Source organism: Flavobacterium sp. RHBU_3 (genome assembly GCF_046613565.1).
Lineage (GTDB): Bacteria > Bacteroidota > Bacteroidia > Flavobacteriales > Flavobacteriaceae > Flavobacterium.
The window spans coordinates 48839-70345 of sequence record NZ_JBKJHC010000001.1; the positions used below are offsets into that span (position 1 = coordinate 48839).

General features: G+C 42.8%; 16 protein-coding genes and 1 tRNA gene. 4 read left to right on the plus strand and 13 right to left on the minus strand.

What is annotated here, in order from left to right:
- Positions 1-124 precede the first annotated feature (124 nt).
- Positions 125-247 (plus strand): hypothetical protein, encoded by a 123-nt coding sequence (locus ACLI1A_RS00240; protein ID WP_411404866.1) that lies wholly within the window; start codon positions 125-127, stop codon positions 245-247.
- 87 nt (positions 248-334) lie between these two features.
- On the opposite strand, the gene ACLI1A_RS00245 is transcribed toward ACLI1A_RS00240, so the two are convergent.
- The 4 genes from ACLI1A_RS00245 to ACLI1A_RS00260 all read right to left on the minus strand — a co-directional run bounded on the left by ACLI1A_RS00245 (position 335) and on the right by ACLI1A_RS00260 (position 5469).
- Positions 335-2203 (minus strand): OmpA family protein, encoded by a 1869-nt coding sequence (locus tag ACLI1A_RS00245; RefSeq protein ID WP_411404868.1) that lies wholly within the window; start codon positions 2201-2203, stop codon positions 335-337.
- A gap of 187 nt (positions 2204-2390) precedes the next feature.
- On the minus strand, positions 2391-2864 hold the full coding sequence (locus ACLI1A_RS00250) for a hypothetical protein (RefSeq protein ID WP_411404870.1): 474 nt from the start codon (positions 2862-2864) through the stop codon (positions 2391-2393).
- A gap of 371 nt (positions 2865-3235) precedes the next feature.
- A complete protein-coding gene (locus ACLI1A_RS00255) occupies positions 3236-4543 on the minus strand; it encodes an HTTM domain-containing protein (RefSeq protein WP_411404872.1) in 1308 nt (435 codons plus the stop codon).
- On the minus strand, positions 4540-5469 hold the full coding sequence (locus ACLI1A_RS00260; protein WP_411404874.1) for a bifunctional riboflavin kinase/FAD synthetase: 930 nt from the start codon (positions 5467-5469) through the stop codon (positions 4540-4542). Before ACLI1A_RS00260 ends, ACLI1A_RS00255 begins: the two co-directional genes overlap by 4 nt.
- 190 nt (positions 5470-5659) lie before the next feature.
- On the opposite strand from ACLI1A_RS00260, the gene ACLI1A_RS00265 reads away from it, so the two are divergent.
- Positions 5660-8347: a reprolysin-like metallopeptidase gene (locus ACLI1A_RS00265; RefSeq protein WP_411404876.1), complete on the plus strand. Its 2688-nt coding sequence runs from the start codon at positions 5660-5662 to the stop codon at positions 8345-8347.
- Positions 8348-8468: 121 nt separating this feature from the next.
- Positions 8469-10199, plus strand: coding sequence for a T9SS type A sorting domain-containing protein (locus ACLI1A_RS00270; RefSeq protein ID WP_411404878.1), 1731 nt, complete (start codon positions 8469-8471; stop codon positions 10197-10199).
- Between the two features lie 94 nt (positions 10200-10293).
- On the opposite strand, the gene pth is transcribed toward ACLI1A_RS00270, so the two are convergent.
- The 8 genes from pth to ACLI1A_RS00310 form a co-directional block, all read right to left on the minus strand.
- Positions 10294-10917, minus strand: coding sequence for an aminoacyl-tRNA hydrolase (gene pth / locus ACLI1A_RS00275; protein WP_411404880.1), 624 nt, complete (start codon positions 10915-10917; stop codon positions 10294-10296).
- A 55-nt stretch (positions 10918-10972) separates the two neighbouring features.
- The gene (locus ACLI1A_RS00280) at positions 10973-11929 is read right to left on the minus strand and encodes a T9SS type A sorting domain-containing protein (RefSeq protein ID WP_411404882.1); all 957 of its coding nucleotides are present in this window, start codon (positions 11927-11929) and stop codon (positions 10973-10975) included.
- Positions 11930-12052: 123 nt separating this feature from the next.
- On the minus strand, positions 12053-13489 hold the full coding sequence (locus ACLI1A_RS00285; RefSeq protein WP_411404884.1) for a TolC family protein: 1437 nt from the start codon (positions 13487-13489) through the stop codon (positions 12053-12055).
- Positions 13490-13491: 2 nt separating this feature from the next.
- Positions 13492-16683, minus strand: a complete 3192-nt coding sequence (locus ACLI1A_RS00290; protein ID WP_411404886.1) for an efflux RND transporter permease subunit — start codon at positions 16681-16683, stop codon at positions 13492-13494.
- A 26-nt stretch (positions 16684-16709) separates the two neighbouring features.
- Positions 16710-17795 carry an efflux RND transporter periplasmic adaptor subunit gene (locus ACLI1A_RS00295; RefSeq protein WP_411404888.1) on the minus strand — a complete coding sequence of 362 codons (1086 nt, stop codon included), beginning with the start codon at positions 17793-17795 and terminating at the stop codon, positions 16710-16712.
- Positions 17796-17933: 138 nt separating this feature from the next.
- Positions 17934-18380, minus strand: coding sequence for a hypothetical protein (locus tag ACLI1A_RS00300; protein WP_411404890.1), 447 nt, complete (start codon positions 18378-18380; stop codon positions 17934-17936).
- 453 nt (positions 18381-18833) lie between these two features.
- Positions 18834-19445 carry a 50S ribosomal protein L25/general stress protein Ctc gene (locus ACLI1A_RS00305; RefSeq protein ID WP_411404892.1) on the minus strand — a complete coding sequence of 204 codons (612 nt, stop codon included), beginning with the start codon at positions 19443-19445 and terminating at the stop codon, positions 18834-18836.
- 33 nt (positions 19446-19478) lie between these two features.
- Positions 19479-20420, minus strand: a complete 942-nt coding sequence (locus ACLI1A_RS00310; RefSeq protein WP_411404894.1) for a ribose-phosphate pyrophosphokinase — start codon at positions 20418-20420, stop codon at positions 19479-19481.
- Between the two features lie 158 nt (positions 20421-20578).
- Here ACLI1A_RS00310 and ACLI1A_RS00315 point away from each other — a divergent pair.
- A tRNA-Leu gene (locus ACLI1A_RS00315) sits at positions 20579-20658 on the plus strand.
- A 144-nt stretch (positions 20659-20802) separates the two neighbouring features.
- Here ACLI1A_RS00315 and ACLI1A_RS00320 read toward each other — a convergent pair.
- On the minus strand, positions 20803-21366 hold the full coding sequence (locus ACLI1A_RS00320; RefSeq protein ID WP_411404896.1) for a hypothetical protein: 564 nt from the start codon (positions 21364-21366) through the stop codon (positions 20803-20805).
- Between the last annotated feature and the right edge of the window lie 141 nt (positions 21367-21507).

The window sequence follows — 21507 nt, forward strand, 5'->3', positions numbered from 1 at the left end:
GGGTAGTAGTCTAATAATTCAGGTGTAAGTGCTATGCTTATATACCTTTGGGTAACAATATTAGTTGTGCCTTAAAAACAGATAATAAAAGCGGGGCTGCTTACCCCGGAAAAATCCCACAATTATGAAAATAGTAAAAGTAAAAACCCTGCACATTTTTAATAACGACTGCGATGTGCTAAGAACCATTAAGGTGGTAACTGTATGTGGCAATACCATATTTACCCGTACTATAGCCCACCTGTAGTACTTTTACTAGCTTTCAGGAATTGTAAAAAAATAACCCCACAGACACATTCTGTGGGGTTAAATAAATTTAGGTAGTTTACTTACCTTATTTTTTTACGATGATAAACTCTGTACGACGGTTTTTAGCGTGCTCTTCTTCAGTACAGTTTTCACCACACTTAATAAGAGGTTCTGTTTCGCCATAACCTTTTCCGCTAATGCGCTCCGGAGCTATACCCTGAGATATTACGTACTGTACCGTAGCTTTTGCCCTTTCGTCAGATAGTTTAAGGTTGTACTCGTCGCTACCGCGAGAGTCGGTGTGTGCCTTAACTGTAATTACCATTGTAGGGTTTGTTTGCAGTATCTGTACCAGTTTGTTCAGCTCAAATGCTGCATCCTGGGTGATGAAGCTCTTGTTAAACTCAAAGTAAATGTTGTTCAGCATTATCTTGTTGTCTACAATAAGCCTGCTTAGCGGCTTAAGCGGCGCAGGAATTTCTGTGCGGCCTCCTTTGTTTGCAGGTAGCTTAAAGGTGGCGTTCTCATAGCCCAGCGCTTCGGCTTGAAGTACAAATGCCTTGTTACAGTCTACGCTATAGGTTATAACACCGTCTGTAGCAGTGGTGCGGGTCTCTATTACGTTGTTCTTTTCGTCAAGTATGGCTACTTTGGCGGCAGGTATCGGTTTTCCGGTAGACTCGTCTGTTACTACAACCACAGCCTCTACACCACAAACCGGTATGGCCTGGTAAAGGTTGTCCTTGCCGGCACGGTTACTGGCAAAGAACCCTATGTTATGCGTAACGTTAAAGTTAAATGCAAAATCGTCAAACTGGGTGTTTACCGGCTGGCCCACGTTTAGTGCCTCTCCATCGTGCTGAAGGTCTATTACAAAAATATCAAGGCCACCAAAGCCCTTACGGCTGTCTGATGCAAAATACAGTTTGTTGTCGTCTGTTATAGACGGGAAGTTTTCCCTGCCCTCAGTGTTTACTTTAGGCCCCAGGTTTATAGGTTCGCCGTAGCTGTTAGCACCTTTTATTTCTACTTTCCAAATATCGGTGCTACCGCCCATAGAGCCTTTTCGGTTACTGGCAAAGTAAAGCCACTTACCGTCTTTACTAAGGCTGGCGTTACCGGTACTCCAGTCTTTACCGTTAAACGGAACCGGTTTTATGTTAGTCCACTTGCCGTCTTTTTTCTCAGCGCGAAACAGGTGGATAAGGCCTGTGCGTACACCGCCTTCGCTTTTTTCAAATGTACCGTTTTTAAAGCTTTCGCTCGAAAAGTACATTACCTTGCCGTCTGCCGATACTGTAGCGGGGCCATCATGCCACTGGGTGTTTATTTCGCTTATGGCTTCGGGCTTGCTAAAGGTGCCGTTGTTGTAGGTGGCACTGTACATGTCCAGGTAAGGCTCTTCGTTTCGGCCGTATTTTTTACGCAGTATGTTTCTTGAGCTGGTAAAGTAAAATGTATTATCGTCAAACAATACACCACCAAAATCAGAGTATTTTTCGTCGTTTATGTCCAGTATCTTTTCATCAAAAAGCTTTGCCTGGCTGCGCAGTTTTGGCAGGTAGTTAGGATCCTGGTTAAAGGCTGCTGCACGCTGGTCGTTTGGTGCCAGCTTTGCAAACTTCTTCATTTGCTCGTTAGACTCCTCGTATTTACCTTCTGCCTTAAGCATTTGTGCATAACGGAAATACGTTTCGGCATCCTGCTTGCTTTCTACGGCTTTGGCATACCATTTTACGGCTTCCTTAGAGTTAAATACGTTAAAATAACTGTCGGCCAGCTGTTTGTATACGTATGGGTCTTTTTTCTTTTGTGCTATCTTAAGGTACTCTTTAGCAGCATCTACATACTCAAAACGGCTGAACAGCTTATCGGCTTTTTCCGTTTCGGCATTTTGCGCAAAAGTAACCTGTGCGGCCATAGCAAAGGCCAGTGCAATGTATAGTTTTTTCATTTGTTTGTTCCGTTGGTTAACGATGGCGTTAAAGGTAAAAAAAAATGCGTATTGACATAGTGCCCCACAAAAAAATGATGGGTTGTTATTTCACTGCAAAAAAAAGTCCCGCATGTGCGGGACTGTATAATTGATACCTTTTTGTGTATGAAATGCTTATGTGTATTTCATGCAATTGCTACACGCTTTAGTGCGGGTTGTGCGCCGCATCGTCTATGGTGTTTATTTTTTCTACCTTATCTTTCCAGTACTGCATTAGTGTAAACGAAACCACCATGCTGGCTGCCAGTCCTTCCAGGAACAGGCTTGCGCCAAACTGGTAGGGTGAAGGGGTATGCCCGCCAAAAATGTAGGTGGCATGCAGTTTTTCCAGATACGTTTGGCCGCCCTTATATACGGCATATTCCATAAAGCAGAATACGCTTAGTACAAGTCCGGTAAAAGACGTAAGAAAAGCAGCGCCCAGGTTAGTAAAATAACCGTCTATACCCTCTCTGAAATTTCCCTGTAGTGTACGGTTTACGCCATAAAATACAAAGGCAAAGTTTAAGAGCCTGAGGTAAATGTTCCTTGAAAGGCCAAGTGCATCCATAATAAGGAAGTAAATGCCTATACCCAGAAAAATGATAATCCCGTTTGTTATAATTCTTGAAGTTTTCATGATTTCCGTGCTTAAGGTTACTGATGTATTTAACTTCTCTGTAAAGAATAAGTAACCCTCCCGTAAGCTATCGTGTGGACACATTTTGGCGGCTTTGCGGCTTTGCGAGAAATTTTTCACCACAAGGTACACTAAGATTTTCACAAGGTACACAAAACACATAATTATACTCAATATGGACACGAAGGCTTTCCTTTGGAAAGCTAAATAAGCCCACAAAGTGACTTGTGCTATACGATAGCCCCATAAGGGGTGCTGCTCATTCCTTCTTCGAATTTACCTATTAAACCCCGGAAAGCAATAATAATTAATACAAGTTTAATACTTTGACTGTGATGTGGTTAAAGAATATCTAAATCTGTTACGATTCTTTAATCTTCTTCATACAGTAGTATCCACGGTGCATGGCCGAAGTAATGGTAGTCTGCCGAAGCCAGGTCGGTTTTGGGGTTTATAAGTGCACGGTACTCTCCTTGATTTACCGATGTTTCGCTGTGTGCATACACCGCAGCTTCTATACCCTTTGCTGCAAAGTGCTTTTTTATACGCTGCGCCATTTGCCAAATCATGTCGGGGTGGGCAGCCATAACCTGTAGCTGTTTCGGGGTAAGGTTGTCTATAAGGTTATAGCGCAGTTCTTTGCCGGTGGCTTTGTCTTTTATTTCAAAGTTAGTGTGTCCGGTCCTGCTGCGCAGCATCATGCGCCAGCTTAGCCGGTGGCCTTCTTCCGTCCACAGTACATCGCCTTTTATAAAGTAATGTCGCAAAGGGAGGAATAACTGAAGTAAAAGATAGGGTACAAAGAAATACCGGAACACGGTTTGTCCTGTATAGGGCACATCGGTAACTATGCGGGGTTTATGCTTAAAAAAGATTCTGCTTATAGTGGCAGGCGGGTACAGGAAAACAGCAAAGCTAAGCGCAAAGAACGGGAAGATGCCTATTTTTAAATTTATGCTGTTAAATACATGAAAGATAATCGATGCCACGAGTGCTATGGTACGGGTGCGTTTGTACAGCATAAGGGGCACCACAAGCAAATCAAACGCTATGCCTGCCCATGCAATAAATAGGGCAAAGCCTTGTGAGGTAATAACCTCGGCTGTAATGCCGGTTCCGGCCTCGTTAGCTAACAGCTGGTGTGTAAAACTGCCGTTTAGCCAATCGGGGTAAAGCTTAGCTATTGTGGCAAAAAAGTACACGGCGCTTATCTGTGCCACCATAACCCAGCGGCACCACGCGGGCATGGTGTATTGTTTAATTTCGGGGTGTTGTGCGGCATCAATGCTTTTATAGCGGTTAGCCGGCATAAAACACATTATAAGGCTTATAAGCAGCAGCAGGTAGTAGTGGTTGTTGTACGATGTTTTTTGCATAAAATACACCGCGGCCCACAGTACTGTAAAGCTAATTATGCTAAAACGGTACTTGTACCCCAGCATAACCATTATGCCTAAAACCGACATTATAATAAAGCAGATGTACATGCCGTAGCCGGGTAGGGGCTGTAGCCACTCCATACCTATATGGGAGAAGGTAAATTTTGGCTCAATAAAATTTTGCGTTACCCAGCCTGTAAGCACTGCCCCTAAGGTTTCGCAGGCTAAAAGGAAACCAAAGAATATCCTGAAGAGCACCAGCGGTGCATTATCCGTTTGCCCGTACAGGAATTTTCTCATAGGTTTTTAAAATAGGCAGTAGCGTTTTCTTTGTCGTTGTGTAGCTGGGCTTTCAGGGCATCCAGCGAGGGGAATTTCTGTTCGTCGCGCAGGCGGCTGTGCAGGTTCAGTTTTATCTCTGCATTGTATATGTCGGCATCAAAATCAAAGAAGTTTACCTCTATGGTTTGGTACGTACCATCAACAGTGGGGCGCACGCCTATATTCAGCATGCCGTAAACCGTTTTTCCGTTTATTTCGGCAGATGCGGTGTATACGCCATTGGCAGGTATCAGTTTGTAGTCTTCAAGGGGTTTTATATTGGCAGTAGGGAAACCTATAGTGCGGCCCAGCTGCTTGCCCTGTGTTACGGTACCGGTTATAAAGTAGGGGTAACCCAAAAATTCATTTGCCAGCTGAATGTTTCCGGTAGCCAGTGCATTGCGCACCTTGGTAGAGCTTACAGGGGTTTGCTGCACTTCGTATGCCGAAATTTGTTCTACTTCAAAACCATATTCCTTACCCATTTCTATTAAATCCTGGGTGTCAGCCGTGCGGTTTCGCCCAAAACGGTGGTCGTGGCCTATTATTATTTTGGCTACGTTCAGCTTATCTACCAGTATGTCTTTTACAAACTCTTCGGCGGTAAGCCTGGAAAATTCAAGGCTGAAAGGATGTATTATAAGGTTGTCTACACCTTCGGCTTCCAGTAATGCGGCTTTTTCGGTCATTGTATTCAGCAGCTTAAATTCGCTGCCTTGTTGCAGTACCATACGCGGATGCGGAAAAAATGTAAGTACCACGCTTTCGCATTGCAGTGCTGCCGATGCCTGGCTAAGCCTATGCAGTAGTATTTTGTGCCCTGTGTGTACACCGTCAAAAGTACCCAGTGTAACTACGGTTTTTGCTTTGTGGGCAAAATCCATTATATCGTTGTAGACCCTCAAAATCTTTTTTCTTGTTATAGTGGCAAATTTAAGTTATTGCCTCAATATTCATTTTGTAAGAATGCAATAATTACCTAAAACCTTCAAATTTAACATAATTTGTCGGTGAATTGTACGAAATGTGTCGCCGAAAAACGTTAATAATCTGTTATCTTTGCCCCCTATTGATTACCTAAACACTATTAATGTAATGAAAAAACAATTCCTATTATGTGTAACCGCTATGCTGGGACTAACAGCTGGGTATGCGCAAACCAAAAGCCTGTGGGCAACCGTTACTCCTGAACGGGCGGCTGCAATGGGCGAGGTGAAGCCGGCTTTTAGCGAAGCAAAGAATATTACTTTGGTTACACTTGATGTTGCTGGCCTAAAAACCATACTGGCTACAGCACCACAACGTTTTACAGGACAACAGGGTGTAGTAATTACCCTACCTGCTGTAGATGGTACTACAGAACGTTTTAAAGTTGTGGAAGCGTCTAACTTTTCGCCGGCACTACAGGCGCAATTTCCTGAAATACGCTCGTATTCAGGTCAGGGTATAGACGACCCTACAGCTCACGTAAGGCTTAGTATTTCTCCTGCAGGAGTACAAACTATGGTACTAAGGGCTGACAAAAAAACAGAATTTATAGAGCCGTATACCAGCCAAAGCGAAGTATATGCACTATTTAATTCGGGTGCAAAACGCAAAAAAGGTGCTCTGCCGTTTACCTGTACTACCCAGGAAGACATGAGCCTTTTAAAAGCGTCGCAAAACCTTGCCAATAAATCGGCACTGTCTAACACTATGCAGTTTAAAACACTTAGGCTTGCGCTGTCTTGTACAGGTGAGTACGGTGCTTACTTTGGTGGCGCTACAGGTGCTCTTGCTGCTATGAACGCTACCATGACCCGTGTAAACGGTGTGTATGAGCTGGATCTTGCGGTAAACCTTATAATGATAGACAACGAAACGGACATTATCTACACTACGGCTTCATCAGATCCTTATTCTAATGCTTCGTCTATGGGTAACTGGAATGATGAGCTACAGGCTACACTTACCAGCGTTATTGGTGAGGCTAACTATGATATAGGTCACCTTTTTGGTAAAACTGGTGGTGGTGGTAACGCAGGCTGTATAGGTTGTGTGTGTACTAACAACCAAAAAGGTAGTGGTATTACTTCTCCTTCCGATGGTATACCTGAGGGTGATACGTTTGATATTGACTACGTAGCACACGAAATGGGCCACCAGCTTGGTGCAAACCACTCGTTTACTTTTAGCTGGGAAGGTACCGGAACAGCAGGTATATCTGCACAGACTGAGCCTGGTAGCGGAAGCACCATTATGGGCTATGCTGGTATAACAGGTACTACCGATATACAAGCACACTCTGACGACTATTTTACATACAGCAACCTGTACCAAATTCAGTATAACCTGAGTACTAAAAGCTGCCCTGTAACTATAGATCTTACAAATGCTGATTTTACAGTAGACGCAGGTTCTACTTACAGCATACCAAAAGGTACTGCTTTTGTGCTTACTGCTGCCAATACTGCAAACAACCCTTCAAACATTACGTACTGCTGGGAACAAAACAACCCGGGTTCTAACAGTACTTCAGGTGATAACAGTTTTGCACTAACCACTAAAACTGCAGGTCCTATATTCCGTTCATTACCTCCTACATCGTCTCCTACACGTTATTTCCCTGCATACAGCAGTGTATTAAGCAACACGCTTACATCAAACTGGGAAAGTGTATCTGGTGTGGCCAGGACGCTTATTTTTACGCTAACCGGTAGGGATAATGCCGATGGTGGCGGACAAACTAAATATGATAACGTAAACATTGTTGTAAAGAGCGTAGGTCCGTTCCAGGTTACCTCTCAAAACGATGCCGATACTTCATGGGCTTTAAACAGCCAGCAAACCGTAACATGGGATGTGGCAGGTACTACAGCTAACAACATTAACGTATCTCAGGTAAACATACTACTTTCTACAGACGGTGGCGAAACATGGGCATACACACTTGCATCAGCTACAGATAATGATGGTAGCGAAACTATTACCGTACCTTCTGGTGCTTCGGGTACTAACTGCCGTATCATGGTACAGAGTGTGGGTAACGTATTCTATGCCCTTAACCAAAAGAACTTCCCTATAGGATATACAGTAGTTACTAATTGTAATACATTTACTAACAGTACCGGTCTTACTATTCCTGATAACGGTTCTGCATATACAAGCCAAACCCTTGCGGTATCTGGCCTTACAGGTACTATATCTGCAGTAAATGTGTATGTTAATGCTACGCATACTTATGTAAGCGACCTTATTATTAATGCAGTTAACCCTGCAGGTACATCGGTAAGCCTATGGAACCAGCAGTGTACCAGCAACCAGGATATAGACGTTACTTTTAGCGACAGTGGTAGCGATGTAACTTGCGATACTCCTACAACAGGTACATACAAGCCACAGTCAGTGCTTTCTGCGTTTAACAACGCTACTTCGCTAAACGGTAACTGGAGGCTGCGTGTAAGGGATACTTACAGTGGCGATACCGGTACCATTAACAACTGGTCGCTTGAAATTTGTACACAACAGGTTACTGCTGCTATTGCAGATTACGGCCTTACTGATTTTACACTGTACCCTAACCCTAACAACGGTTCGTTTACAGTACAGTTTACATCTCAAAGCCAAAACGATGTGCTTGTAATGGTACACGATATACGTGGCAGGCTTGTATACAACAACAAGTTTGACAACACCGGTCTTGTATCGGGTACTGTTAACCTTAACAATGCTGAGCAGGGTGTATATCTTGTAACCGTACAAGATGGTAACCGCAGCGAAACCCGTAAAGTAGTAGTGAAATAATTCACTCCCGCTATATAAGACAGAATGGCGCCCCGCAAAGGGCGCCATTTTTGTTAGTTTGTGGTAGCTTTTTGGTCTAATTTAAAAATAAATAATAAATTAGCTTTAAATCAATCCAATTATGAAGACAGTAATACAAATCCTTTTTATCTACATGATTTTTTTTTCTGCAGCCTATTCACAGGCACCTGCGGATTTTGCTATAATATCGCCAAACAGTAGTTTGCAGTGGCAAGGTGCTTCACAGCATACCATATTATGGAATGTGGCCAATACTGCTAATGATGTACCGTATGTTGATATTTTGTTATCTACCGATGGAGGTGTTACTTATACTGAACCCCTTGCCTTAAAAGTGCCCAATGATGGGTCAGAAATGGTTATAATTCCGGATATTGCCGGTGTTGCAAACAAGATAAAAGTGAGGAAATATAATGATGATTCATTTTCTGATGCATCGGATAATGATTTTATCATCACAGCAGCAGGTGCTGATTTCACATTGAATTACACTGATGAAAGAACTATAATGTTTTGCCAAGATGATGTGAGTTTTGATATAGAGTATCAAGCCTTAAACGGTTTTAGCAATGAAACGGTTATTAGTATTGCTACAAACAGTCAATTTACTGCGTCATTTAATTCAACGATTCAAGAAAGCGGTATCGTGCATATAGAGCTTAGCGGATTTGCTATGTATGGACCATCCATGTATCCTGTTACCATAATGGCTATGTCTGGTAATATAGTTAAAACTATCAAATTATACATCTGTTTAAAATATCATAATATATATATAAATAATCAAACGCAATCATTTACACAAGGAATAGCACCTACTAAGTTTCCTTTTGTTTGGTATATTGATATCGCCTATTATACAGGTCAGGTCTTTGGTACAGAACCTATAGATGTTACCCTTGAAATTGCCAGCGATATGAATTTTGAAAATATTCTTGAGTCTGCGACTTTAAGTTCTCTTCCTCCTAACCCTCAGATTTCTGGAATTTATATGGATTATGTTAGCTATTTGCCTGAGATGTCTTTTGTGGTAGATGAAACTTATTATTGGCGACTTAGATTTACCGATGGTTGCTCTGTTACTTATCCAACACATACATTTGTAGCAAGCTCAACTGAATGTAATAGCTATGCCTCATCTGATATTCCGGTTGAAATTCCGGCAGCTTATCCTGCAACTGTAACTTCTACAGCATATTTTCCTGTGCCAAGCTATACTCCTGCAATTTATCAGTTGTTTAGCGTTGATGTCAATATTGCCCATCCGAATATAGAGGAACTTAGGGTTAAAGTTGTTTCACCGCAGGGGGATGTTTGGGTTTTGTATAATGGTTGTGGTGGAGGAGAAAATATAGACGCGCAATTTAATTATTCAGGAGCCGATATAGATTGCAGTAGTAACAATGGTATTTCCGGAGATGTCCGGTTAAGTTTTCAAACGCTATATAACCTTCCGCAAGGTTTCTGGACATTAGAGGTAGAAGATTTGGTAGGGGGTAATGGTGGGTTCATCAACAGTTGGTCTTTAAATTTTTGTACAACTTTATTACCTGGATCTCTTTCAACGCCAGAAAATACTTCCCCAGATAAGTTTGAAGTATTTCCTAATCCAAACAATGGATCTTTTACAGTTTCTTTTAACTCGCTAACCAATAATGATATACATGTTTGCGTGTACGATCTGGCAGGTAGGCAGGTATATAGCAATGATTTTAAAAACACTGGTGCTTTTTTAACAGATATAAACCTTAATAATGTGCAAAATGGTGTGTACCTTGTAACTGTACAGGACGGTAACCGTAGCGAAACCCGTAAAGTAGTAGTGAAGTAATTCACTCCCGCTATATAAAACAGAATGGCGCCCCGAAAAGGGCGCCATTTTTTATTTTAAACGGGCATCGCCCGGAGTATATTTTACAGATGTATTATTTTCCGTTAAAAGTGCTCATGGTATTGGCTATGCCCGATAAGGCAAACTCGCGTATGGCATCAGCCGATTTGTCCAGGCGTTCGCTAAGGGTGGTTTTTTCCTCATCGCTCCATTCGCCCAGCACATAGTTTACCTGCTGGCCCTTTTTAAAGGCGTCTGTTATCCCGAATCGGAAACGTGGATAGTCGGCACTGTTCAGTATTAGTTGAATGTTCTTAAGCCCGTTATGGCCGCCGTCGCTGCCTTTGGCTTTTATACGAAGGGTACCAAAGGGTATATTAAGGTCATCAGTAACCACAAGCAGGTTTTCTTTGGGTATGTTTTCTTTGTCCAGCCAGTATTTTACCGCCTTGCCGCTCAGGTTCATGTAGGTGTTTGGCTTTAGCAGTATCAGGGTACGGCCTTTCAGCTTGTACTCGGCTACCTGGCCCAGCTTGGCAGTTTCCCAGCTCAGGTTTTCCTGCTGCACTATACGGTCCAGTATTTTAAAGCCTATGTTGTGGCGCGTGTTTACATATTCGGCACCCGGATTTCCCAGGCCCGCGATAAGGAATTTTTTCATCGGGTCTACAGGTTCTATTTCTTTTTTACCGCTAAATATATTGGTAAGCCATTTCATGGGACAAAGATAACAGATTTGCGGTAAGCGGAGGCAAGCGGGTGAAAAAGGTAAACTACTCCACTACCACCTTTTTTGTTACCGCACTATTGCCCGAAGCTATAACCACCATATACACGCCCTTATCTAATCCCGAAACATTTATGGTGTTATCCTGCGGGTTGCTGAATTCGCGAACAAGCCTGCCCGAAATATCAAGCAACTTTACATTATCTGCCGCTGTATTGCCTAAACTAATGTGGAGTACATCAGTGGCAGGGTTAGGATATAGCGCTGCCCGTAGCTTCGTATTGGTTTTAACTCCCATAGTGCACGATTCGGTATAGCCATAGGTCATGCTGTATCCGTACACATTCCACTCAGAATAGGGGTATTGCCCGGCCTGTGCCACGTCTTCATCGTCTATTTCTATGCATACGCTTAGTGTTCCTTCTACAGGGAAAGGATAGCCTACAATTATTTGCATATCAGGATTGTTGTTCCCGTTTTTCAGGTTGATGTAATTAAGGCCGCCATCTGCATAAAGGTATTTGATATTTGGATTATTGCTCAGGTCTATTTCGGTGAAACTGTTAAACGGATATACATCGCCACCCGATGATATATACAAATATTCTAAAAGGGGATTTGCCGAAACATCAAGTTGTGTAAGCATATTCCCGCTACAGTCTAAATATTTAAGCCCAGACATTGTACTTACGTTAAGCGATTCTATTAAGGTGTTGCCTATAGTTAGTTTTTCAAGGTTGATAAAGGCTTCAATACCGGTAACATTACTGATATAATCATCAGGATAAACCATGGGTTGTGGACTAATTATTAGTTCTGTAACAGCTTCAGCATCGGCTGTGGCTATTTGCCCGTTGGTTACACCATCGCTGTCTATGCCAAGATTTATAAGCTGCTGCTCAAATTTTGGGTCGGGGATGCTTGTGGTTTGAGCACTTATGTATTGTGCAGAAAGTAGGGTAACGGCAATGGCTAACAGGTAAAGTGGGGTAGGTGTTTTCATAATTGCTTGGTTTTTTTAGTCTTGCTAATGTATGAATTTTTTGTCAAGATAAACCGGACCCGTAAAAAAAGAAACCCCCTGATTGCTCAGGGGGCCTCTACTGTGTATGAGAAAGTATTTGCATTAATTCCACCCACCGCCCAGTGCGCGGTAGATGTTTACCATGGCGTTCATTTGCTGCATTTTTGTTTCTATAAGGTCAAATTTAGACTCCAGTGCATCGCGCTGTGTCATCAATACTTCCATATAGTCGGCACGTGCCGATTTAAACAGGTCGTTAGATATGTTTATCGACTGTGTAAGGGCATCCACTTCCTGCGCTTTCAGGCTGTAGCTGTTTTGCAGGTTGTCTATTTTGCTCATTTGGTTAGCCACCTCTATATACGCGTTCAGTATTTTCTGCTCGTAGTTATAGGCTGCCTGTACCTGCTTAGCATTAGCGCTTATGTAAGCTGCCTTAATGGCGTTCCTGTTAATAAGCGGTGCTGCAAGCTCGCCTGCCAGTGTATAAATAATAGACTGCGGCTTTATAAGGTAGCTTGGGTTAAACGCCTGGTAGCCTAAACCGCCAGAGATGCTAAGGCTTGGGTAAAAGCGCGCTTTGGCTACTTTTATGTCAAGCTTAGACGCTGCAAGTTCCATTTCGGCCTGCTTAATGTCTGGGCGGTTAGCCAATAGCTGAGACGGTATGCCCGATTTTACAATGTTTGGCATTAGTGTAGCAAAGGCATCAGTGCTGCGTTTTACAGGCTGAGGGAAACGGCCTACAAGGAAGTTAATGCGGTTTTCTGCTTCAACTATCTTCTGCTTTATTTCGTACTGTAGGCTTTGTGTGTTTAGCACCTGTGCCTGGAAACGTTTTACGGCAAGCTCAGTAACACGGGCCGACTCTTTTTGCAGCTTTACAATTTCAAGCGCGTTTGTTTGTATCTGTATGTTCTGGTTTACCAGTTGCAGCTGGTTATCCAGTGCCAGTAGCTCGTAGTACGAGTTAGCTATTTCTGCCACAAGGTTAGTTACCATAAAGTTTTTACCTTCTACAGAGGCCAGGTACCTGCTTACTGCCGCTCTTTTGGCATTGTGCAGTTTACCCCATACGTCTATTTCCCAGTCGGCACGCAGGCTGGCGCCATAGTTTTGTAGTGGTTCAGGGTTTTCTTTACCGTCTACTATGTCTATGTTGCGTTCCAGTGCGCCCTGGGTGGTATAGCGCGATGCCTTGGTAACATCGGCTCCGGCACCTACGCCTACAAACGGAAGGTATTCCCCTTTACGGGCACGTACTTCGCTTTTTGCAATTTCTATTTCCTGTAGGGTAATGTTTAGCTCCTGGTTATTAGTCAGTGCTGTGTTTATTAGTTCCTGCAGGTTAGGGTCTGTAAAATATTCTTTCCATTTTACAGTAGCGGTACTGGTAGTATCGGTTACTGTAGTACTGGTATAAGAGCCCGGGGTGTTTTTGTTTTCTGCCTTCTGTACTACGCCGGGTACGCTACAGGCCGTAAAGGCTGCCGCAACCATAGTTGCGGCAAGGCTTTTATATATGATGTTCTTTTGCATGGTTATTCGGTTTCGTCTACTTCTTTAAAATCATCAATAGCATGAGCAAGGTGTTCTGAAAGCGGATTTTCATCTTCGTACTTAATCAGCTTCCTTCCGTCTGCAAGCTTGCCAAATATAAAGTACAAGCCCGGTACAATAAGTACCCCGAATACAGTACCGAAAAGCATACCACCCAGTGCGGCAGAACCCAGTGTACGGTTACCAATAGCACCTGCACCGCTGGCAATGATAAGTGGTATAAGACCGGCAATGAACGCAAACGAGGTCATAAGGATAGGGCGGAAACGTACCTTGGCGCCTTCTATGGCAGCATCGAGTATGCTAAGCCCTTCGTGTCGTTTCTGCACCGCAAATTCCACGATAAGTACCGCGTTTTTACCGAGCAGACCCACGAGCATGATGAGGCCAATTTGTGCATAAATGTTGTTTTCCAGACCCATCATTTTAAGCAGGAAGAACGAACCGAAGATACCTACCGGAAGTGAGAACACTACAGCAAGCGGAATAATAAAGCTTTCGTACTGTGCAGCAAGTACAAAGTAAACGAAGGCAAGTACAATACCGAAAATGTATAGCGACTCGTTACCACGGTTAGACTCGTCATAAGATAGACCTTCCCATGCTATGTCATATCCTTTAGGTAGTTTCTTGGCTACTTCGCGTACTGCAGCAATAGCATCGGCGGTAGTATATCCTTTAGCAGGCAGACCCTGTATAGCAGCCGAGTTGTACATGTTATAACGTGTAATCTCGTTTGGCCCCTGTCCTTTTTTAAGTGTCATAAAGGCTGAGTAAGGTACCATTTCGCCCTGGTCGTTTTTCACGAAAAGGTTAAGGATATCCGATGGCATTCTCCTGAATTTAGGGTCAGACTGAACGAATACTTTAAAGAAACGGTTAAACTTAATGAAGCCTTGCTCGTATGTACTACCAATAAGGATGTTAAGGTTTTCCATAGCCTTACCTATAGATACACCTTTTTGCATGGCCAGGTTGTTGTCTATTACCAGCTCGTACTGAGGGTAGTTTGCAGCAAAGAAGGTAAACAGGCCGGTAAGTTCTTTACGCTTGCCTAGTTCTTCCATAAACTGCTTGTTTATTTTGTCAAAATCCTGGTAGTCTGTAGTAGTGTTTTTATCAAGAAGACGCATAGAGAAACCGCCCGATGAACCGAAACCTGGTATTGCAGGTGGCTCAAAGTACTCAATTTTGGCACCCAGGTTCTTGGTTTTTTCCTCAAGTTCTTCCATGATTTCGGTTACCTTTTTAGACCTTTCATCCCATGGTTTAAGGTTGATAAGACAGGTACCGGCGTTAGATCCACGACCTTCGGTCATAATCTCGTAACCCGCAAGTGATGTTACCGATTCTACACCTTCTGTTTCCTCACAAATTTTAAGTAGCCTTTGCGACACCTGGTTTGTGGTTTCAAGCGTAGACCCCGGAGGCGTTTGTATAATAGCGTAGATGGTACCCTGGTCTTCACTTGGTATGAAACCAGATGGAAGTACTTTGTTTATAAAGTATGTACCGGCACAGAAGGCAAGCAGTACAATAAAAGTAAACGTCCTTAGGCTTACAATTCTTTTCAGTACGGCTACATACCTGCCTGTAAGTTTGTCAAATCCGCGGTTAAAGCCATCCATGGCACGTGTAAACAGGTTACTCTTCTTTTCATGACCGTGGTGGTTTTTAAGCAGCATGGCACAAAGTACCGGAGTAAGCGTAAGCGCAATGATGGCCGAGATAACAATGGAACTGGCCATGGTAATAGAGAACTGGCGGTAGAAGGTACCCACCGGCCCGCTCATAAACGAGATAGGGATGAATACCGAAACCATTACCGCTGTAATAGCTATAATTGCACCACTGATTTCGCCAAGTACTAAACGTACTGCGTTGTATGGCGATATGTGCGGAATTTCCTCAAACTTGGCGTGTACGGCCTCTACCACCACAATGGCGTCGTCTACCACAATACCAATAGCAAGTACAAGCGCAAACAGCGTTACAAGGTTTATAGAGATACCAAAGAACTGTATTACAAAGAATGCACCCACCAGTGATACCGGTACCGCAAGGATAGGGATAAGCGTAGACCTCCAGTCGCCCAGGAATACAAATACCACAAGCGCCACAAGGATAAACGCATCGCGTAGGGTGTCTATAACCTGTTCTATTGAAGCATCAAGGAACTTAGATACGTCGTAGCTAATTTTGTAGTTTACTCCCGGAGGGAATGATTTTTTCATTTCCTCAAGTTTCACTTTTACCCTTTCAATAACCTCGTTAGCGTTACTACCGTAGTTTTGTTTAAGTACAATAGACGCAGACGGGTGCCCGTCAAGGTCTGAGTAAATATCAAAGAATTCGGCGTTAAGCTCTGCACGGCCTATGTCTTTCAGCTTTATGGCTTCACCATTAGCATTGGCGCGTATAATTACGTTGTTGTACTGCTCAGGGGTGTTAAACTGCCCTTTGTAGGTAAGTACGTATTCCAGCGACTGTGCTGCAATACCCGAACTTTGGCCTATACGTCCCGGACGGCCTATGATACTCTGCTCACCCAGCGCTTCCATTACCTCTTCGGTAGATACGTTGTATGCCCTCATGCGCTCCGGGTCCAGCCATATACGCATAGCATATATCCTTGAACCAAGAATCTGGCTACGTCCCACACCCTTAATCCTGTTAATTTCAGGAAGCATGTTTACGTTAGCATAGTTATACAAGAACTTTTCGTCCATGTTTTTATCCGTAGAGTATAAGTTTACGTACATAAGCATACTCGGCTGAATAGGGGTGATAACCACACCCTCACGCTGTACCAGTTCCGGTAGCAGCGGCATTACTTGGTCTACCCTGGTTTTTACCCTGATTACCGCCTGGTTAGGGTCGGTTCCGGGTTCAAAGATAATCCTTAGGGTAGCTTCACCGGCACTGGTAGCATCTGTAGCCATATACCTCATGTCCTGAACACCGTTTATAGAGTTTTCAAGGGTAATAAGGGTAGACTTTACAAGTACATCAGCACTTGCGCCGGGGTAGGTAATAAATATGTTTACTGTAGTAGGCGCAATTTCGGGGAACTGCGCTGTGGGCAATTGTACTATTGCCAGCACACCCATAAACACAATCATAATAGAAATTACGATTGCAAATACAGGCCTTTGTATGAATTTAGTGAACATTGCTTTCTCGTTTTTAAATTACACGTTTATTCAGCATAAAGCTCCAGGTGCGATAGTACTTTTTCCGGTTTTTCCAGGGTGTACTCTATCTTCTCGTTTTCTTTTACAAGACGCAAGCCTTCAAGAAGGATTTTGTCGCCTGTGTTAAGCCCTTTGCTTATAATAAATATGTGCGGAATCTCGGCAGCAATGGTAACTTCACGTGATTTAACCTCGTTGTTCTTGTCTATAACATACACATACTTTTTCTCAAGTACTTCAAATGTAGCTTTCTGAGGGATAAGCATAGCGTTTTTGTATGGTTGTGTCATTTCCACATTACCGGTTTCACCATGCCTTAGCAGTCCTTCAGGGTTAGGGTAGGTGGCCCTAAATGCTATGTTACCGGTTTCGTTATTAAAGTCGGCCTCTATGGTTTCTACCACACCTTTGTGGTTAAACTCTTTTCCGTTTGCCATTTTAAGGCCCACTTTTACTTTGTCTTTAGCGTTGTAAAGCGCCGTTTTGTAGTCAAGGTATTCTGCTTCAGGTACGTTAAAGTATACCCACATCTGGCTGTTGTCAGACAGTTCTGTAAGCAGGTCGCCTTCTTCTACAAGGCTACCCAGCCTTACGTGGAAACGGTCTATAATACCATCAAACGGAGCGCGTATTTCAGTAAACTGAAGGTGCACTTTTGTAAGGTTAAGCTCTGCTTTTGCCTTGTCCCATTTAGCTTTGGCCATAGCCAGCTCGTTAGGAGCTACTACATTGGTTTCGGCAAGCCTTTTGGTGTTTTTGTATTCTATTTCAGCATAGCTTGCCTCAGCTTCTGCTTTTTCCATTTCGGCCCTGTATAAGTTTGGCATAATCTGGAAAAGTAACTGCCCCTGCTTTACGTGCTGACCTTCATCGATAAAGATTTTTTCTACATAACCGTGTTCCTGCGCACGCAGTTCTATGTGGCGTATGGACTTAATTTGTCCTACATAGTCTTTAGTAATGGTGGTGTCCTTTACTAAAGGGTTAGTAACTAAAAATTTCGTCTCTTCTGCCTTTTCTTCTTCTTTCTTTTGGCAGCTGGTATTAAATAACAGGGTACATACCCCCATTATCATTACAAATTTCTTCATAATAACTCGCTTTTTAATGCAATTCAACTTTCTCAATAAATTTTTATAGGATACTGTATGGTATTACAGGATAAGATACGCTGTGGCGTATAAAGGGCGGTGTATACAACGGTGCGTACAGCCCGGGTTAGGGTAAAATCAAATGCGGAAAACGCTAAACAGTATGTGCCATTTACCCGACGGTATAAATAAAAACAGCCTGCAGGTATGCAAGCTTTGTAGTGTGGTAAATGTATATGCGTCTGCCGGTACAAGCAGGTTGTAAGCAGGGGTGTAGTTGCCGCTTATGGCAGCAAGTTTTTTAAATGTAAGTGCTTTAAAAGCGCTTAGCTCGTCTTCCTCTTCCTCGGTATCAGTAGGGTCTACTTTATCAAAGGCTTTAACGGTTTCAAAAACGGTTGTTTTGTAAGACGCCTCGGTAAGGGTGGTTGTTTTTTGAGATTCGTTTGTAAAGATGCTTTGTGTAGCCTGTAAAGTGTCTTTAACCAGTAGGTTACTGTAGCCGGTGTGTGCATGCAGCTTTCCGCATACAGTAACCAGTACAAGTACCAGGTAGGTTAAATATTTTACAAACAATTTTTTCATCGGGTCACGAAATTTTTAAACCGGTGTTTTTACAGAGGGGGCATTTGCTGAAAAAAACGGGATATATGTATTCCGCTGTTTTAACGTTAATTGCCCTTTACGTATAAAACTCTGGCAAAGATATGCCAAAGATGGTGCCAATAAAACGGGGAATTATTAAGATTTCCTTAGGATTGGTGTGGGGTGGTGCCGGAAAACGTTGTAGGGGTTTTGAGATGTCTCCACTTTGCTGCGCTTCGGTCGACATGGAAGAACTTGGAAGTTTTACGTATTTCTCGCATTCCGAAGATATGCTCTGTGTGCTTCACTAAAATGATTAAAGACTTTGGCAGACTTTGCACTTCCTTAGGGAAACTTTGGGTAATAGCTTCTCTGTGTTACAAGTTATAAAATAGGGGCATAAAAAAAAGCGTCCCCTTTTGAGGACGCTTTTGGTATATCGAAAAGATAAAATTATTTTTTCTTTCCTTTTGCAGGAGCTTTTGCAGCTTTTGCAGCTTCTTGAGCAGCTTTCATAGCCGCACGAGAAATACGTACCTGAGCGATAACAGTGTTATCTGGCTGAAGTAGTTTGTAACCGTCCTGAGGAAGTTTAGTGATGTAAAGTTTGTTACCCATCTCTAGCTCAGTGATGTCAGCCTCAATGAAGTCTGGCAGGTTAGCAGGAAGAGCACGTACTTTAAGTTTACGTTGGTTAAGACGTAGTACACCACCGGCCATTACACCTTTAGAGTTACCTACAACTTTTACAGGAACTTCCATAGTGATTTCTTTATCAGCGTGTAGCTGGTAGAAGTCAATGTGAAGGATTTTGTCTGATACCGGGTCAAACTGAATGTCTTGCAGGATAGCGTTGTAAGAAGCGCCGTTAGCAAGTTCAATTACAACTGTGTGTACGTTTGGAGTGTACACAAGGCTTTTAAATGCCTTATCTTCAGCTGTAAAGTGTACTGGTTGTTCTCCTCCGTATAACACGCAAGGAACCATTCCAGCATTACGTGCTGCACGCGTTGCCGCTTTACCCACGCTTTCTCTTTCAGATCCTTTGATCGTAATTGATTTCATTTGAAATAATTATATAATTAATAAAATAAGTTACTACTGTAAAAACTTGCCGCTTATAGATACGTTGTTTTGTACCATGTGCATTACCTCGGCAAACAGGCCTGCGCAGCTTACCACCTTAATTTTAGGGGTTTCCTTCTTAAGTGGAATACTGTCGGTAACTATAAGCTCCTTCAGCTGCGAGTTTTCTATTTTTTCGTAAGCCCCGCCGCTTAGTATGGCATGTGTACATATAGCGCGTACGCTAAGTGCACCTTTTTCCATCATCAGGTCGGCAGCCTTGGCTAGCGTTCCGCCGGTGTCTATCATATCGTCTATTAATATGATGTTTCGACCTTTAACGTCGCCTATCAGCTCCATTGTTTCAATCTTGTTAGCTTCCTTACGCTGCTTGTAGCATATTACTACGTCGCTGCCCAGAAACTTAGAGTAAGCGTAAGCCCTTTTACTACCACCCATATCCGGTGAGGCTATGGTAAGGTTGTCCAGGTTAAGCGCCTTAATGTGTGGTACAAAGATGGTTGATGCAAACAGGTGGTCTACCGGTTTCTCAAAAAATCCTTGTATCTGGTCTGCGTGCAGGTCCATGGTCATTATCCTGGTAGCACCTGCCGATTCTAATAATTTAGCAACAAGCTTAGCTCCTATTGGTACACGAGGCTTGTCTTTACGGTCTTGCCTTGCCCACCCGAAGTAAGGTATTACTGCGGTAATGTGCCTTGCCGAAGCCCTTTTGGCTGCATCTATCATTAGTAGCAGTTCCATAAGGTTGTCTGAGCTCGGGAAGGTAGAGCATACTAAAAATACCCTTAGTCCCCTTATAGATTCCTCAAACGAAGGTTGAAATTCTCCATCGCTGTAATGCGAAAGCGATACCTTTCCTAAAGGGATGCCGTAGCTTGCGGCTATCTTTTCGGCCAGATAGGTGCTTTGTGAGCACGAAAATATCTTAGCTTCAGGTTCAATGTATGACATTTTAATCTGCTGTTTAGTAGTTTGTTAGTGTGTGTTGTTTCTAAACAGGGTGCAAATTTAGAAATTTAATTTTATACGGAAAGTAATTTACCTTGTATTTTTCCTTGTTTTAAAGATAATTTTTTATTTTTGCACCGTTAAAATTGCTAATGCAATAAGCCTGGATGGCGGAATTGGTAGACGCGCACGACTCAAACTCGTGTACTACGGTGTGTGGGTTCGATTCCCACTCCAGGTACAAAAGCTTCATAGAAATATGAAGCTTTTTTGTTTTTACTACTTTGTGAAGTTGTTTAATACAACAGATACAAAAAAAAGAGCCGGCGTACGCATACACCGGCTACAATGAATAAATATTTTTAACCTTATACTACAGTAAGGGTTATTGTTTAGCGGTAGCTGTTTTTGCCGCGTCAAACATTAGTTGCACATCGGCGGGGCTGTAATCGCTAAACTGGTCAGGATTTTGGTCGTAGCTCATTCCTTCCTGTATAATTATACAGCCTTCGGCAGTATTAACACCCACTGTAAACGAAAGCTCGCCGTCTTTTTTTGCTTTTACAAAAGCCGTTGGCTCATCTACGGTTAGTTTGTCAAAGCTTGGGTTAAGCTCCTTGTCTGTGGTCATTTCTTTAATTAAAGAAACGTTGTCTTCAGCCGATCCGTCGCGTTTTGCAAGGGTAAGCTTAAATAACTTGCCTCCGTAAACATACAGTTCGCCATCGGTAGTACTCTTAATTACTTTAGCATCCTTTGGAGCTTTTATTACTACGGGTATACCTTCGGCACTAAGGTCCAGGTCTGTAAATTCGGCAAAAACCAGTGGCTTTTCGGCGGCAGCTTCGGTTTCGGCGGCGGCTTTAGTGTCTTTGTCGCCTTTACAGCTGTACGTTAGTAGTGTTAGTGCAGCAATGGCACCCATAAGAATCATTTTTTTGTTTTTCATGATTGGTTGATATTAAATGAATTATTGATTAATTTTTTAATTCATAAAACGCCACGGAAAAGCATAAGAATACATGCAAATTGTATTTCATAACAATGCGCTATAAATCCTTTTTGATTAACAGATGTGCGTTCTGATAAT